Origin of the sequence: Mesorhizobium humile (assembly GCF_033977215.1) — a bacterium.
Classification (GTDB): domain Bacteria; phylum Pseudomonadota; class Alphaproteobacteria; order Rhizobiales; family Rhizobiaceae; genus Mesorhizobium; species Mesorhizobium humile.
Genome location: NZ_JAVIIV010000004.1, coordinates 108,129 through 121,846, shown reverse-complemented (window position 1 = coordinate 121,846; position 13,718 = coordinate 108,129). Strand labels below are relative to the sequence as shown.

General features: G+C 63.3%; 16 protein-coding genes. 5 read left to right on the top strand and 11 right to left on the bottom strand.

Annotated features, from left to right (window positions below):
- Nucleotides 1-22: 22 nt before the first annotated feature.
- From dapB to RFM52_RS08215, 5 genes are all read right to left on the bottom strand, one after another.
- Entirely contained in the window at nt 23-799 is a 777-nt protein-coding gene (gene dapB, locus RFM52_RS08235) for a 4-hydroxy-tetrahydrodipicolinate reductase (protein ID WP_320296267.1), read from the bottom strand.
- A 74-nt stretch (nt 800-873) separates the two neighbouring features.
- Complete coding sequence (gene speB, locus RFM52_RS08230; RefSeq protein ID WP_320296268.1) at nt 874-1,677, bottom strand: agmatinase; 804 nt, start codon at nt 1,675-1,677, stop codon at nt 874-876.
- Between the two features lie 482 nt (nt 1,678-2,159).
- Nucleotides 2,160-4,265, bottom strand: coding sequence for a molybdopterin oxidoreductase family protein (locus tag RFM52_RS08225; protein ID WP_320296269.1), 2,106 nt, complete (start codon nt 4,263-4,265; stop codon nt 2,160-2,162).
- A gap of 176 nt (nt 4,266-4,441) precedes the next feature.
- Nucleotides 4,442-4,636: a zinc ribbon domain-containing protein gene (locus RFM52_RS08220; RefSeq protein WP_320296270.1), complete on the bottom strand. Its 195-nt coding sequence runs from the start codon at nt 4,634-4,636 to the stop codon at nt 4,442-4,444.
- 120 nt (nt 4,637-4,756) lie between these two features.
- Nucleotides 4,757-6,634 carry an ABC-F family ATP-binding cassette domain-containing protein gene (locus RFM52_RS08215; RefSeq protein WP_320296271.1) on the bottom strand — a complete coding sequence of 626 codons (1,878 nt, stop codon included), beginning with the start codon at nt 6,632-6,634 and terminating at the stop codon, nt 4,757-4,759.
- A gap of 135 nt (nt 6,635-6,769) precedes the next feature.
- On the opposite strand from RFM52_RS08215, the gene RFM52_RS08210 reads away from it, so the two are divergent.
- From RFM52_RS08210 to RFM52_RS08200, 3 genes are all read left to right on the top strand, one after another.
- Complete coding sequence (locus RFM52_RS08210; protein ID WP_320296272.1) at nt 6,770-7,006, top strand: hypothetical protein; 237 nt, start codon at nt 6,770-6,772, stop codon at nt 7,004-7,006.
- Nucleotides 7,007-7,205: 199 nt separating this feature from the next.
- Nucleotides 7,206-7,916 carry a lysozyme inhibitor LprI family protein gene (locus tag RFM52_RS08205; protein ID WP_320296273.1) on the top strand — a complete coding sequence of 237 codons (711 nt, stop codon included), beginning with the start codon at nt 7,206-7,208 and terminating at the stop codon, nt 7,914-7,916.
- Between the two features lie 297 nt (nt 7,917-8,213).
- Entirely contained in the window at nt 8,214-8,414 is a 201-nt protein-coding gene (locus RFM52_RS08200) for a hypothetical protein (RefSeq protein WP_320296274.1), read from the top strand.
- 97 nt (nt 8,415-8,511) lie between these two features.
- Here RFM52_RS08200 and RFM52_RS08195 read toward each other — a convergent pair whose 3' ends face one another.
- The 5 genes from RFM52_RS08195 to RFM52_RS08175 all read right to left on the bottom strand — a co-directional run bounded on the left by RFM52_RS08195 (nt 8,512) and on the right by RFM52_RS08175 (nt 11,801).
- A complete protein-coding gene (locus RFM52_RS08195; protein WP_320296275.1) occupies nt 8,512-8,823 on the bottom strand; it encodes a hypothetical protein in 312 nt (103 codons plus the stop codon).
- 3 nt (nt 8,824-8,826) lie between these two features.
- On the bottom strand, nt 8,827-9,267 hold the full coding sequence (locus RFM52_RS08190) for a Ros/MucR family transcriptional regulator (protein WP_320296276.1): 441 nt from the start codon (nt 9,265-9,267) through the stop codon (nt 8,827-8,829).
- A gap of 356 nt (nt 9,268-9,623) precedes the next feature.
- A complete protein-coding gene (locus RFM52_RS08185) occupies nt 9,624-9,836 on the bottom strand; it encodes a hypothetical protein (RefSeq protein ID WP_320296277.1) in 213 nt (70 codons plus the stop codon).
- Nucleotides 9,826-10,968 carry a DMT family transporter gene (locus tag RFM52_RS08180; protein WP_320296278.1) on the bottom strand — a complete coding sequence of 381 codons (1,143 nt, stop codon included), beginning with the start codon at nt 10,966-10,968 and terminating at the stop codon, nt 9,826-9,828. Before RFM52_RS08180 ends, RFM52_RS08185 begins: the two co-directional genes overlap by 11 nt.
- Nucleotides 10,968-11,801 (bottom strand): hypothetical protein, encoded by an 834-nt coding sequence (locus RFM52_RS08175; protein ID WP_320296279.1) that lies wholly within the window; start codon nt 11,799-11,801, stop codon nt 10,968-10,970. Before RFM52_RS08175 ends, RFM52_RS08180 begins: the two co-directional genes overlap by 1 nt.
- 112 nt (nt 11,802-11,913) lie before the next feature.
- Between RFM52_RS08175 and RFM52_RS08170 the strand changes: the two genes are divergently transcribed.
- Complete coding sequence (locus RFM52_RS08170) at nt 11,914-12,882, top strand: LysR substrate-binding domain-containing protein (protein ID WP_320296280.1); 969 nt, start codon at nt 11,914-11,916, stop codon at nt 12,880-12,882.
- Between the two features lie 259 nt (nt 12,883-13,141).
- Here RFM52_RS08170 and RFM52_RS08165 read toward each other — a convergent pair whose 3' ends face one another.
- Nucleotides 13,142-13,315, bottom strand: a complete 174-nt coding sequence (locus RFM52_RS08165) for a hypothetical protein (protein WP_320296281.1) — start codon at nt 13,313-13,315, stop codon at nt 13,142-13,144.
- A 134-nt stretch (nt 13,316-13,449) separates the two neighbouring features.
- On the opposite strand from RFM52_RS08165, the gene RFM52_RS08160 reads away from it, so the two are divergent.
- Nucleotides 13,450-13,617, top strand: coding sequence for a hypothetical protein (locus tag RFM52_RS08160; protein ID WP_320296282.1), 168 nt, complete (start codon nt 13,450-13,452; stop codon nt 13,615-13,617).
- Nucleotides 13,618-13,718 lie beyond the last annotated feature (101 nt).

The following is a 13,718-nucleotide window of genomic DNA, read 5'->3' as shown; positions in this document are numbered from 1 at the left end:
TGGAATCTGGCGAAATTGCCGGTCACGAGCCGATGAGCCCCAGCACGTCGCGCATGTCGTATTCGCCGGGCGGCCGGCCGGCGATCCAGAGCGCGGCCGCAACGGCGCCGCGCGCGAACATCGAGCGATCGGCAGCAGCATGCGAGAGCGTGAGCGTCTCGCCTTCGGTGAGGAAGCTGACGCTGTGCTCGCCGACGATGCTGCCGCCGCGCAGCACGGCGAAGCCGATCTCGCCGGTTGAGCGTGGCCCGACGAGGCCATCGCGGGCGCGCTTCGCCACATCGTCCAGCTCGACGCCGCGCCCGTGCGCTGCCGCCTCGCCCAGCATCAGCGCCGTGCCCGACGGCGCGTCGACCTTCATGCGGTGATGCGCTTCGAGGATTTCGATGTCGCAATCGTAGGACCCAAGCGCCCTCGCCGCCTGCTCGACCAGCCCGGTCAGCATGTTGAGCCCCAGCGAATAGCTTCCGGAGCGCACGACGGCGATTGTCTTCGCGGCTTCGGCAATCGCTTCCAGTTCAGCGCCATCGAAACCCGTGGAGCCGATCACCAGCGCTGGGCCGCCGCGCAACGCACAGGCCGTTGCCAGTTCGGCGGACGCCGCGGGCGTGGTGAAATCGACGACCACATCGGCAAGCGCCAGCGCTTCGTCGCGCCGCACCAGTCCCTCGCCCGTGCTGCCTGGTCGATGGAAGCGGCCGGCGAGTTGCAGCCGCGGATCGGCCGCGATGGTCTCCGCCATCTGCCGGCCCATGCGGCCGAGCGCGCCGGCGATGGCTATCCTGAGCGGCTGCGGCATGACAATCCTTTTCGAAAGCTTATTCGGAACAATCCTCTAGCACGCCGCTTTGGCAAATTGATTCAGGCGTTGCTTCAGGCGGCGCCGTTGCTCTTCAGCATCATGCCGGCGATTTCCTTGACCAGCTTGGCGGCGACCAGCGCCGTCACGTTGGAGAGGTCTTGGCGCGGATTGTATTCGACGACGTCGGCCGCGACTATTCGTTGGTCTATTGCCTGGATCAGGCCGATGGCCTGACGGGTGGTGAAGCCGCCCGGCTCACGGTGAGAGACGCCGGGAGCGAAGGCCGGATCGAGAGCGTCGATGTCCATCGAGATATAGACGGGCGTCTTGAGGTCGAGCTGTAGGCCTTCCCTGAAATGCCGCATCTCCACCACCTCGACGCCGAAGCGCTTGAACTGGTCGCGATGGTGATCATTGACGGTGCGAAGGCCGATCTGGATCAGCCGGTCGGCCAGCTTCTCCTCCATGATGCGGGCAAAGGGCGAGGTGTGCGAGCGCGGGTTGTCGTCATAGGAATGATAGATATCCGGATGCGCGTCGATGTGGACGATGGTGAGGCTGGTATGGCGACGGCGCACCGCGCGCAGCACCGGCCAGGAGATCGCATGGTCGCCGCCGAGCGAGATCAGCGGGTGACCGGCGTCGAGCGCACGGCCGACCTCGGTTTCGATCCGCTGCCACGGGTCGCCGGGTTGGCTGAAATCGATGTCGCCGTGATCGATGAAGCGGCCTGTCAGGTCGAAGCCGGTTTCGGTCCAGGAACTGTAGGCGTCGCTGTGAAGCTCGCGCCGGATCAGCGGCGGCGCCTCGGTCGGGCCGCGCAGATAGGACGAGTTCTCGTCATGCGGAATACCCAGAAGCGAGACCTTGGCCACGACATCCTCCCTCGTTGCCGAGACAAGGAGCCTCTATAGACGCCGGAGCTGGCGGGCGCGACGAGAGGCGCTTGGGCCAGATCTCGGGCAAGCCTTTCCCGAATTCTGCAAGAAAAACGGCGCAGAGGCGACTGACTTCCGGAGCTTCTTAGCTGCTTTTTATGTCAACAGAGGCAGGCCCGGGGCAGTGCTGACCGTCGTAGATCGCGGCGGTCGCCGTTCTCTTACAGAGTATGATGGGATCCCGTTGAAGCGCTTGAGGGTTCTGGACGCATTAGGCCGTATACGCCGAAAAACAAGGCAAATCGAAAAAACGGACTAAAGCGTGTGGCGCTGAAACGGATTCAGGCGACGCGCTTTAAGCTTTTGTTTTGATGCATGTCGTTGTCCCAGAACCGCTGCACACTTCTGGGCGACATGCATTAATGGGCAGGTTGCTTGAAACCTCGCCATCACCCTCCTGGAATTGCTTCAAGAACGCGTCAAAGCGCCCTGAGCCACACCTTGTTGTCGTGGACGGCGGCGCCGCCATAGGGTGCCGGCGCATCGGCGCCGGTCAGCACGTTGATGCCCTCGCCGCGCTCATGCGCGCTGTTCGGCCAGATGCCTTCGGCGATCACCACGCCGCGCTTCACACCGTCGAAGAACCTGGCGTGCAGCACAAGGTCGCCGCGCCGGTTGCCGACTTCGACGCGACTGCCATCCTCGATGCCGAGCGCTTCGGCATCTTCGCGGTGGATGAGCAGCTCCGGCCTGCCTTCCTTGGCCTTGGATACCGGCGTCTCGGCAAAGCTGGAATTGAGGAAGTTGCGCGCCGGCGAGGTCGCCAGCCGGAACGGATGCTCCTCGTCCGCCACCTCGATCAGCTCGACATGGTCGGGGAATTCCGGCAGTCGCCCGACCGGGCCGAACAGGCCCATGCTTTTCGGCGGCCGGTTGGGCGCCGACTGCCCGGTCCAGTTGGGCCGGAAGTGGAATTTCCTGTCGGCATGGCCGAAGCCGTTGATAAAATGCGCGTCGTCGAAATCGGGCTGCAGGTCGACCCACTTCTGTTCCTTCAGGCTGTCGAAGCTGCCGATCCCGCGCTTGCCGAGGATGATGTCGATATGCTCGCGCTCGGTCAGGCCGAAGCCCGGACGGTCGCCGACGCCCAGCCGCTTGCCCAGTTCCTCATTGACGTAGTGGTTGGTACGCGGCCCTTCCGGCGGCTCGATCAGCTTGGGGCCGAGCGTGATGTGCTGGTTGCCGCCGCCCTTGTAGATGTCGTCATGCTCTAAAAACATCGTCGCCGGCAGCACGACATCGGCGAGCTTGGCCGTATCGGTCATGAACTGCTCGTGCACGCAAGTGAACAGGTCCTCGCGCATAAAACCCTGTTTCACCAGCCGCTGCTCCGGGGCGACATTCGCCGGATTGGTGTTCTGGATGAGCATCGCCGTCACTGGCGGGCCGCCATAGAGCGCGTCCGCCGCACCGGTCAGCACCGGGCCGATGCGCGAATGGTCGAGATAGCGCACCTTCGGGTCGCGCATCGCGGTGCCTTCGAGCACATCCTGGTTCAGCTTGAAGATGCCGGAATTGGAATGGAAGGCGCCGCCGCCCTCATACTGCCATGCGCCGGTGACGGCGGCGATGCAGGAGGCGGCGTGCATGTTGACCGAGCCGTTGCGCTGCCGCGCGAAGCCATAGCCAAGACGGAAGTAGGTTTTCTTCGTCGTGCCGACGATCTGCGCGAATGCCTCGATCTCGGCGATGCTTAAGCCCGTGATGGCGGCCGCCCATTCGGGCGTGCGGGTGCGCAGATGCTCTTCCAGCCCGCGCGGGTCGTCAGTGTATTTTTCGAGATAGGCACGATCGGCGAGCCCATCGCGGAACAGCACATGCATGACGGCGCAGGCGAGCGCGCCGTCGGTGCCGGGCTTCAAGACCAGGCCGAGATCGGCCTGCTTCATCGTTGCATTGTCGTAGATGTCGATGACGACGATCTTGGAGCCGCGTTCCTTGCGTGCCCGCATCGCATGGGTCATGACATTGACCTGCGTGACCACGGCATTGGTGCCCCAGATCACCACGCAGTCGGCCTTGGCCATCTCGCGCGGGTCGGGCCCGCGCAAGGCGCCCGCCCCCATCATCCAGCCGGTCCAGGCCAGATTGGTGCAGATCGAGCCGAAGAAGCCCGAGTATTTTTTCGCGTGGCGCAGCCGCTCGATGCCGTCGCGCTGCACCAGCCCCATCGTGCCGGCATAGAAATAGGGCCAGACCGTCTCCGAGCCGTATTTCGCCTCGGCGGCTATGAATTTTTCCGCCACGAGGTCGAGCGCGGCTTCCCAGCTCGCTTCCTTCCAGACGCCCTCCCCCTTGCCGCCCGCCCGCACCAGCGGCCTCAGCAGCCGGTCGGGGTGGTGGACGCGGTCGGCATAGCGCGCGACCTTGGCGCAGACGACGCCCGACGTGTAGCTGTTCGACTTGGCGCCATGGACGCGGCCGATGCGGTTGTCGTCGAGCAGCTCGACTTCGAGGGCGCAGGTGGAGGGGCAATCATGCGGACAGGCCGAATGGCCGATCCGGAGCTTGGCGTGCTGGTTCATGCGGGGTGTTTAGCGGGTTTTGGCGGAGAGGTGTAGGGCCAGATGGAGCCTTCCCTTCTCCCCTTGTGGGAGAAGGTGGATCGGCGCGATAGCGCCGAGACGGATGAGGGGTGGGTGACGGAGTGAGACGGTTCCTTGCGAGGCAACTGCCAAGCCTGCAGCACTCCTAAGATCGGCTACTCGGCGATGCTTTTATAGAGCGCGTTATACGCGCCGCATTTCGGGCAGCGCATGTGTCGCTCGACATGATCATCGCCTGCTTTGGTGTCGCAGACTTCAAGGTCCGCCTCATCGCATTCCGGACATTTGATACTTGCCTTCGGGTCGGTTGCCAGAAGGCTACCTGCTTTGATCCACAATTCCCTGGACATCGAAGTTTCCTGCGCCCCTTTACACAATTTACCAGCGCCTCACTCCGTCCAACACCCCTCATCCGTCTCGGCGCTGCGCGCCGATCCACCTTCTCCCACAAGGGGAGAAGGGGACCCCCCCTACTCCGCGATCCCCTCTTCATACTCGGCCGACATGGTCAGCCACTTGTCCTCGTTTTGCGCGAGCGTCTGCGCCAGTTGCGAGCGCTCCTTGGCCAGCCGCGTCGCGGTCGAGGGATCCTTCTCGTAGACGGCCGGATTGGCGAGCTCGTCCTCGATCAGGTCGATGCGCTTGCGGATGCGGTCCATCAGCGCCTCGGTGGCGCGGATTTCCTTGGCCAAAGGCTCAAGTGCTGCGCGGCGTTGGGCCGCCTCTCGGCGGCGGTCGGCCTTGGACGCCTTGTCCGCCTCCTTCTGCTCGCGGCGGTTGGACGAGACGCCCGTGACCAGCGTCTTATAGTCCTCCAGGTCGCCGTCATAAGGATTGACCGCGCCGTCCTTGACGAGCCAGAGGCGGTCAGCAGTGGCTTCGAGCAGATGCCGATCGTGCGAGATCAGGATCACCGCGCCTGGGAAATCGTTCAGCGCATGGATCAGCGATTCACGGCTGTCGATGTCGAGATGGTTGGTCGGCTCGTCGAGGATGAAAAGGTTCGGCCCCTCAAAGGCCGACAGGCCCATCAAAAGCCGCGCCTTCTCGCCGCCGGACAGATCTTTCGCCGCCGTGTTCATCTTTTCGGTCGACAGGCCGAACTGGGCGACGCGGCCGCGCACCTTGGATTCCGGCGCGTCCGGCATCAGCCGGCGCACATGCTCGTAGGGGTTTTCCTCGGGGCGCAGATCGTCGAGTTGGTGCTGGGCGAAGATCGCCACCTTCAGGCCCGGCGCGACCGTCATCGAACCGGTCTCGGCCTTGAGCCGGCCGGCGAGCAGCTTGGCGAAGGTCGACTTGCCGTTGCCGTTGGCGCCGAGCAGCGCGATGCGGTCGTCTGCATCGATGCGCAGCGTCATCTTCTTCAGAATAGGGCTGCCCTCGGTATAGCCGACATTGACGCCGTTCAGCGCCACGATCGGCGAGGCCACCGTCTTCACCGGCTCCGGGAAAGAAAACGGGCGCACCGTGTCGTTCACGATCGCAGCGATCGGCTTCAGCTTCTCCAGCGCCTTGATGCGCGACTGCGCTTGCCTGGCCTTGGAAGCCTTGGCGCGAAAACGCTCGACGAAGGACTCCATGTGCTTGCGTGCCGCTTCCTGCTTGACGCGGCTCTTTTCCTGCAGTTCCCGCTGCTCGGTCAGCTGACGCTCGAATTGGTCGTAGCCGCCGCGCCAGAAAGTCAGCTTCTTCTGGTCGAGATGGACGATCGAGTTGACGGCGCGGTTGAGCAGGTCGCGATCGTGCGAGATCAGCAACACCGTGTGCGGATACTTCGAGACATAGTTCTCCAGCCAGAGCGTGCCTTCGAGGTCGAGATAGTTGGTCGGTTCGTCGAGCAGCAGAAGATCGGGCTCGGAGAAGAGCACGGCCGCCAGCGCCACGCGCATGCGCCAGCCGCCGGAGAAGGCCGAAGCCGGACGCTTCTGCGCGGCGTCGTCGAAGCCGAGGCCGGCGAGGATGGTGGCGGCGCGGGATTCGGCCGAATGCGCGTCGATATCGGCCAGCCGCGTGTGGATCTCGGCGATGCGGTGCGGATCGGTGGCGGTCTTTTCCTCTTCGAGCAAAGCCTGGCGCTCGACATCGGCTTTCAGCACGATCTCGATCAGCGGCTCCTCGGTGCCGGGCGCTTCCTGCGCCACCTGGCCGATGCGGGTGTTCTTCGGCAGGCTGATCGAGCCGGTCTCCGACGGGAAATCGCCGGTGATCGCCTTGAACAGCGTGGTCTTGCCGGTGCCGTTGCGGCCGACGAGGCCGGCCTTGGTGCCGGCCGGCAGGGTCAATGAGGCATGATCGAGAAGCAGCCGCCCCGCCATGCGCAGCGTAAGGTCGTTGATGATAAGCATAAGCGGGCTTTTGCACGGGAGATCGGCGCTTCGCAAGAGCCAGGCCCGATGAGGCCGGCGCGCAGAACCGCGGCCATCCGTCAAAAAAAGCCTGATAGGCTGGAACCAGTTGCCGGCCGAAGCGTTTGGAGGCCCGTGATCCGCTATCTCGCCCTAGCCTTCATCTTCTTCCAGGTCGCCACCACAACCGCGCTGGCGACGCAGGTGGTTCTGTTCGAGGACGAAACCGCTCATGTTACCCTCCCCACTGAATCCGAGAGCGTGCCGCAGGTCCAACTAACTTCCCCCCAATCGGGACAGATAGCGAGCCGGCCAGAGACGCGGGAGCCGGAACACCTGTTGATCCAAATCTATTCAGGAAAAGCATCTTAGGCTTCGCCTATGAATCACTGAGTCCCTGGCGCAGCGCGTCCGCTACCCCGCCGGGCATCTCCCTCACAAAGGGGAAATTGTTCGCTCCTCGCTTTCGCCGATCAAGGTCACACTTTGCTTGCCACGTCACAGGTTTGGCCTATTGCCTCAACCTAGGCTGGCGAGCGGCAGGGCCGATTCAAAACACAGGGTAGATCGAATGTCGGGCAAGACCTCGTTCCTATCGACCTTGCTGGCGGTCGCGATTTTCGCAGTCTCCGCCGGGATAGCCATTCTTCTCACCACCCCTGCGGCCCGTGCGGCCATCGACTGCGCGGCAGCGAAGACGCAGGCCGACCTTGCTACCTGCACGGCCGGGAATGCCGCTTCGGCCGACGCTGGGCTCAACGCCGTCTACAAGGCGCTGGCAGGACGGCTCGCTCCCGCCGACCTCGAGCGCCTGCGCGACGCGCAACGCGCCTGGATCCCGTTCCGCGACAAGGAGTGCGCCTTCCGCACCCAGCCCTATGCCGGCGGCTCGGTGTATTCGACCCTCGTCGCGACCTGCAAGACGGAGTTGACCAAGGCGCGGCTGGCGCAGTTGCAGCACCAGTTGCAGTGTCCGCAAGGCGACCTCTCCTGCGTGCGGCAAAGCGGCGGCAGTGCCGCGCCTGCGAAGGCCGCGCCCGCCAAGGCCGCGCCTGCGGCCCCTGCCCAGGCAAGCCAAAATGACACGCGGCCATGCGTGCAATCCGCCGGCAAGGCGAAGTCGGACCAGTATGTCTCGCAATGCGTCCAGGTGTCGCCGGCAACCAATCCGCCCTGCAACGGGCAGAATGCCTGCAGCATGATGATCGACGAGATCAAGCGCGGCTGCGCCATGATCGGCAACGACAACCCGCCGGCCTTCTGCTCCGCCTATAAAGACTGAACGGCTCTGACCGCCCGTCGCCAACCTGTTGCGATCAACATTTCCTGGCGGAAGATCAACCCGGGGCGGCAAGACAACCGCAAGTCGCGCTTTGGTGCAATATTGACGTGGCAAGTGGCGATGCCACCAAAAAAGGACGGCAAAATCTTCCTGACCAAGCACGATGCTTATCAAAATTGATTTCAGTTTTATCGCAAACCTGCAAACCTGTAGATGCGCCGTGAGTCGCGAGTAGGCGCCAACGATAACTTGGTTCACGTAACTTGGCCCAAATAGCTGGCCTGTCAGGAGCTCACGATGGATGGAGCGCCCAGCGACTCAAGAACATTGAGATATATCGCGGAAATCACGCGCAAGCTGGCAAAAATGCTCTCGCGCACGCGCTACCAGATGCTTGTCTATCTTCTTGAAATGACAGCTGTCGAGGCGGAGAGCCTTGCCGGCGAGCCAGATTCCAAGCGCACCCTGCCGGTCAAGCCGCCTCAGGCCCGCCGCTAGTGCGTTTCACCGTTTCATGGAAACGGCGAAACGCCCTATCTCCTTGTTTTGACGCAATTCCGGACGGAAAACCGCTCACACTTTTCCTGGAATTGCTCTAATCTAACAGCTCGCGCGCGACTGACCCTTTAGCTGCAAGGCGATCCAGAATGACCAGGCAGTTCAGCCTGCGCGTCTCGATGGCCGACGGGTTGTCGCATTCGACGATGGTGCGCTCGAACCGGTCTAGCGCGTCGAGCGCGGCAAGTATTTCGCCGGAGGGCTCTCCCAGCGAAAACAGGATGCGCCGCGCCTTGACGCCGTCAGCCGCATCCACCGAGGACTGGACGGCTACCCCGCGGCGCAAAGCGCCGAGGGCAGCCGGATGGTCGCGCCATGGCCATGGCGCGACGTCATCCGTTGCGGGCACGCCTCAGGCCTTGGCCTTGCGCTTGCCCTTGCCCGCGTCGCCGGCCGGCTTGCGGCCGAGGCCGGACGATTTGGCCAACGCCGAGCGTGTCGCCGAATAGCTGGGCGCCACCATCGGATAGTCGGCGGGCAGGCCCCATTTCGCGCGGTATTCGTCCGGCGTCAGGCCGTGATCGGTTGCGAGGTGGCGCTTCAACGACTTGAACTTCTTCCCATCCTCCAGGCACACGATGTGGTCGGGGAAAACCGAGCGCTTCGGGTTGACGGCGGGCGTCAGCGCCACCGCTTCCTTGACAACGCTGCCGCCGGCGAGCTTGCGCACCGCGGCGCTGACGCTGGCGATCAGATCGGGCAGGCCGGAGGCGGGGAGCGGATTGTTGCCGACATAGGCCGAGACAATGTCGGCGGTCAGTTCGATTGCAGTCTTGTCGTCGATGTTGGACAATTTTTTCACCTTCTGCTGGCCCTCAAATCGCCAGCTCTTTTTTAAGACTTTCGTCGGTGTATCGAATTGGACAAATGTCCCCCAACGGACCGTCCAGAGTCAGTAAAGCTACGACACTCAATACCGGGTGATGTTTCTACGCGGACTGGAAACGCGCAAGTTAGGAATTCTAATAGCTATAGCCAACATTCTATAGCACCGGCGGTCCGCCTGGATGCGTAAAATGCGCTATAGCACTTCGATTTGCGATGGAAGTTGCTGAAAAATCGAAGTTCAGGCCAAGTTCCAGCACGGCAACGATAATCCGCCGGCCGGATAGTCGACCATGCGCGATTCGGAGGCCCCATGGCAAATCGCTATCTGGCGCTGACACCGCGCCTGAGCTCGACGGGCGGCTCGTCCGCGAGGATCTCCAGCACGCGCTTCCAGCGCGCGCAGCGGCCGAAATCCTTCTGCTCGATGGCCTTTTCGGCCTTCATGGCCGCATAGAGCGGCGCCTCCGCGCCAAACTCCCTGACCAGCCAGTGCGCCTCCTGCCTGGCGCGGCGTTCATCCTCGTCAACGGTCATTTTGGACATCGTGCCTGGTCTCCGTACCTTCGATGCCGACCGCAAGGCAGCTGCCGATGACGAGGACGGCGCCGGCAACCGCCGTCATCGACAGGCTTTCGCCCGAGAGCGTCAGCAGAAACGTGGAAGCTATCGGCGTGAGATAAGCGACGACCGCTATCCTGCCGCCGTGGTCGAGCTTTGCCGCGCGCGACCAGCAATAGTAGCCGAGCCCCATCGGGCCGGCGCCGAGATAGAGGCCGAGCAGAAGGTGCGCGCCGCTTGGGCGTACGACGCCGTCATGCAAACACCAGGCAAAGGTGAGCGCGACGCCGATCAGCGCCGAGGGCAAAAGCAGCCGCTCGGGCGACACGGCAAGGCGGCCGACGGCGAGAGAGTAGAAGGCCATGCAGAGCGCCGAACCGAAAGCGGCGAGATAGCCGACGAGGCTGCCTTCGAACCAGCTCTGCGCCCGGCCGCCGGAAATCACCAGCACAACGCCGACGAAGCCCAGCGCCGCCGCCAGCCCGAGCAACAGCGGCCGACGCGGACGGCCAAGCACGATAACCGCCGCAGCGGTCATCAGCGGCCAAGTGTAGGCGACAAGGTTGGCCTCGATAACCGGCATCGAGGCGAAACCGATATATTGCAGGACCATCGTGCCAACCAGGCCGATGAAGCCAACGGCGTAGGCGGCAAGCGCGGATCTCCCCTTCTCCTCTTGTGGGGTCCGAAGGACGGGGCGAGCCGCGGGTCTCGCCTCCGGGCTGTGGCCTCGTGAAGCGAGGTCGGATGAAGGGTGTTCCAGGGAACGCCAACGTCTCACTTCGCTGGAACACCCCTCATCGGTCTCGGCGCTACGCGCCGATCCACCTCCCCCCGCAAGGGGGGAAGGAGAAGCGCTCGTCAGCCGGATCAGCGCAAAGACCAGCGCCGCGCCGCAAAATTGCAGGAACTGCACTTGCGATACCGGATAGGCGGCAAGCAGCGTCTTGCCGACCAGGGCGTTGGTAGCCCACAGCGCCACGGCGCCGAGGGCGAAGGCAAGCGCCGCCCCGAGGGCGGCGCCGGAACGGCCTTGGCTTTCCGGCACGACCGGGCCGAGGCGCAGCGACACTGAAGGCGGCTGACGCTCGACCGGTTCGTGGCTCATTACCACGACTCCCTCGCCCCGCCGGCAACCGTTTCCGCCGTCGGCTGCGGCACGGGATGCTCCTCGGCATAGCGGCGGTAGGCGGGCAACTGGTTCGTCCAGACATCCTCGGCCAGCTCGTTCACCCAGGCACGGTCATGGTCGTTGTCGGCGGCAAGGTAGAACATGCGGTTGTCGTCGACATAGGGCTTGGTCGCCGAGCGCTGGTTGAGCACCAGCGTAACGCGCTCGCCGAGCTGGATCGGCGCGGTGCGATGGAGCACGCCGAGGAACTGGCCGAGCGTGGCGTAGTTCATCTTGTGGTCGATGCGCATGATCTTGTTGCGCGGCAGGTCGCGGCCGGATTCCAGGATCGAGCGGCCGGTCTCGGAATCGTCGCAATAGATTTCAAGGTGACCGCCGATGAGCGGGTCGCTGATCGACAGCGGAATGAGCTCCGTCACCGGAACGCCATCGCAATGCCATTCGACCGCGCCGTCTTTGGGATTCATGAAGGTGACGGTCGAGCCGACGATCGACAGCGGATACGGCTCGAGCTTGGTGCCCATCATGTCGGACAGCCTTTCCAGACGCAGCTTGTCATGCAAGAGCTCCTTGATCTCCGGGATATAGCGGTCGGCGCCGGTGATGAAGGTGAGGTCGAGGTGCTTGTGCACGGCATGGCTGGCCTTCAGCTTCAGGGCGGCTTCCTCGATGGCGGCAAGCAGAGCGGGGTCGTAACCGTGACGATACTGGGCGACGCCGAAACCCGACACTTTCCAGGAGGTCTCATGACCAATGATGGCCTCGCGGCTCATTGCGCAACGCAGTTCGGGAATTGTATGGGCGTTCATTCTACTTTCTCCAAGGTGGGGGCAACACTTGGTTAGCAGTCATTTAAACGCCTACCCCTGTAAATTTAGGAATGCTGATGGTAGCGTAAGCGCAGCTTAAGGTCGAAAGCCCGTGCGTCTGCTCAGTCAGGTCAACCTCAACTCGCTGAAAATCGTGGAGAGCGCCGCGAGGCACAGGAATTTCACGCGCGCCGGTGAAGAGCAATTCATCACCGCTTCCGCCGTCAGCCAGCGCGTGAAGAGCCTGGAAGACCAGTTGCGCTTCAAGATCTTCGAGCGCGGCGGCAATGCAGTGTCGCTGACGCCGGAGGGCGAGACCTATGTGGCGCGCGTGCGCGAGGCGCTGGAGCGGATCGTGGCGGCCAGCATGGAGGCCACCGGCCAGTCGCAGGCGCATGTGCTTCGGATCTGCGTGCTGCCGACTTTCGCGGCACGCTGGCTGTTCCCGCGGATGTCTTCCTTCCAGCGCCAGTATCCGGACATCGAGATGCGGGTGTCGACTTCCTATGCCACGCATGAATTCTCGACCTCGGAATACGATCTCGAGATCCGCTATGGCGATGGCAATTTCCCCGGCCTCACCGCCGAACTCCTGTTCAGGGAGGATTTGACGCCGGTGTGCAGCCGCAAATTGTTTCACGACGTGCTGGGCGACAAACCGCTGTCGAAGGTGACGCCGGAGGATCTGCGCTATTTCACGCTGCTTCACTCCGACACGTGCACGCAGAACTGGCAGTCTTGGCTGGGCTTTGCCGGCGCGAGCTTCGTGCTTGGCGAAACCAGGAGCGTCTATTTCGATTCCTGCATGATGTCCTACGAGGCGGCCAATGCGGGCATGGGCTTTGCCGTCGCGAACCGTGCCTACATGGCAAGCGACATCCGTGCCGAACGGCTGGTGGCGCCCTTCGCCGTCCACCACCCCAACACGGCCGGCTGGTATTTCGTCAGCCCCATCAAGGCGCTCGGCGCCCGCAAGGTGGAGCTGTTCAAGCAGTGGATCATGGCCGAGGCGGCGCTGACGCAGCGCCAGTTGGACCTGGAGATCGCCAACGCCCCGGTGCGGCGCTCGGCCATGGCGTGAGGGGTTACTCCTCCATCAACGCTGAACCGACGGACACCCACCGCAGCGGGGCTTTGCAGAATTTCAGGATTTTCCGGTGATTTTCCGCAGTTGCGTAGCCGGCTAGCGCGATCGCACCATGACGCAAGGGGGAGACTCAGCTATCTTCTATTGTGCGGCGGGCCTGACTTTCCCGCTTGGCCGGCGCTATCGAGCTTCCTCCCAAGCAGCGCCGGCCTTCTTCGTTCAGCCCACGAGAATCCGCCAGACCTGTAAGTCGCTATTGCTGCTGCGGCGTGCCCGGCTGGTCGCCGCCGGAGGTCGATTTCGGCACCGGATTCTTGTCGACCTGCGGGTTCTGATCGGCGGGCGCCTTGGTGGGCGGTACGCTGTTGTCGCAGGCAGCGACCGCGAGCCCTGCCGCAAGAGCCAGCAGCGCAGGAAGCTTCATCATAACGACCTCCTCTCGTTCGCTCCTTGATCTCAAGATCTCAAAGGCAACGAAGCGGCTACAGTTTGGTTGCGTGGGGTGGGGAACCAACCGGCGTGAGTTCGGTTGAACCCACCGAACCGTACGAGGAGACGATCATGATACGCCTGCTGCTTACAGGTCTGTTCGCCTACACCGCCTATCGTGTCGCCGTGAGGATTATCGACGAGGTGCCCGGCGATATCGCGCCGCTGGACATGCCGGGCGACGAGAGACGCAATTTGCGGCGCCAGTCGGCGGCGATGGGAGTGGAGCCGAGGCGGTAGTTTTAGCCGTGGGGAGGTCAGCTATCTCGCCGGCTTTCACCGATCACGAGCACCAGGGCAAGATCAGCTGTATTGCGAACAAAGCGGAAACGATGCTTGAT

Bases quoted from the DNA above. Each gene is read 5' to 3' on its own strand.
- RFM52_RS08205 (WP_320296273.1), top strand. From the start codon at position 7,206: ATGTCGGGCAAGACCTCGTTCCTATCGACCTTGCTGGCGGTCGCGATT.
- RFM52_RS08185 (WP_320296277.1), bottom strand. From the start codon at position 9,836: ATGACCGTTGACGAGGATGAACGCCGCGCCAGGCAGGAGGCGCACTGG.
- RFM52_RS08175 (WP_320296279.1), bottom strand. From the start codon at position 11,801: ATGAACGCCCATACAATTCCCGAACTGCGTTGCGCAATGAGCCGCGAG.
- RFM52_RS08220 (WP_320296270.1), bottom strand. From the start codon at position 4,636: ATGTCCAGGGAATTGTGGATCAAAGCAGGTAGCCTTCTGGCAACCGAC.
- RFM52_RS08200 (WP_320296274.1), top strand. From the start codon at position 8,214: ATGGATGGAGCGCCCAGCGACTCAAGAACATTGAGATATATCGCGGAA.
- dapB (WP_320296267.1), bottom strand. From the start codon at position 799: ATGCCGCAGCCGCTCAGGATAGCCATCGCCGGCGCGCTCGGCCGCATG.
- RFM52_RS08215 (WP_320296271.1), bottom strand. From the start codon at position 6,634: ATGCTTATCATCAACGACCTTACGCTGCGCATGGCGGGGCGGCTGCTT.
- RFM52_RS08180 (WP_320296278.1), bottom strand. From the start codon at position 10,968: ATGAGCCACGAACCGGTCGAGCGTCAGCCGCCTTCAGTGTCGCTGCGC.
- RFM52_RS08160 (WP_320296282.1), top strand. From the start codon at position 13,450: ATGATACGCCTGCTGCTTACAGGTCTGTTCGCCTACACCGCCTATCGT.
- RFM52_RS08225 (WP_320296269.1), bottom strand. From the start codon at position 4,265: ATGAACCAGCACGCCAAGCTCCGGATCGGCCATTCGGCCTGTCCGCAT.
- RFM52_RS08165 (WP_320296281.1), bottom strand. From the start codon at position 13,315: ATGATGAAGCTTCCTGCGCTGCTGGCTCTTGCGGCAGGGCTCGCGGTC.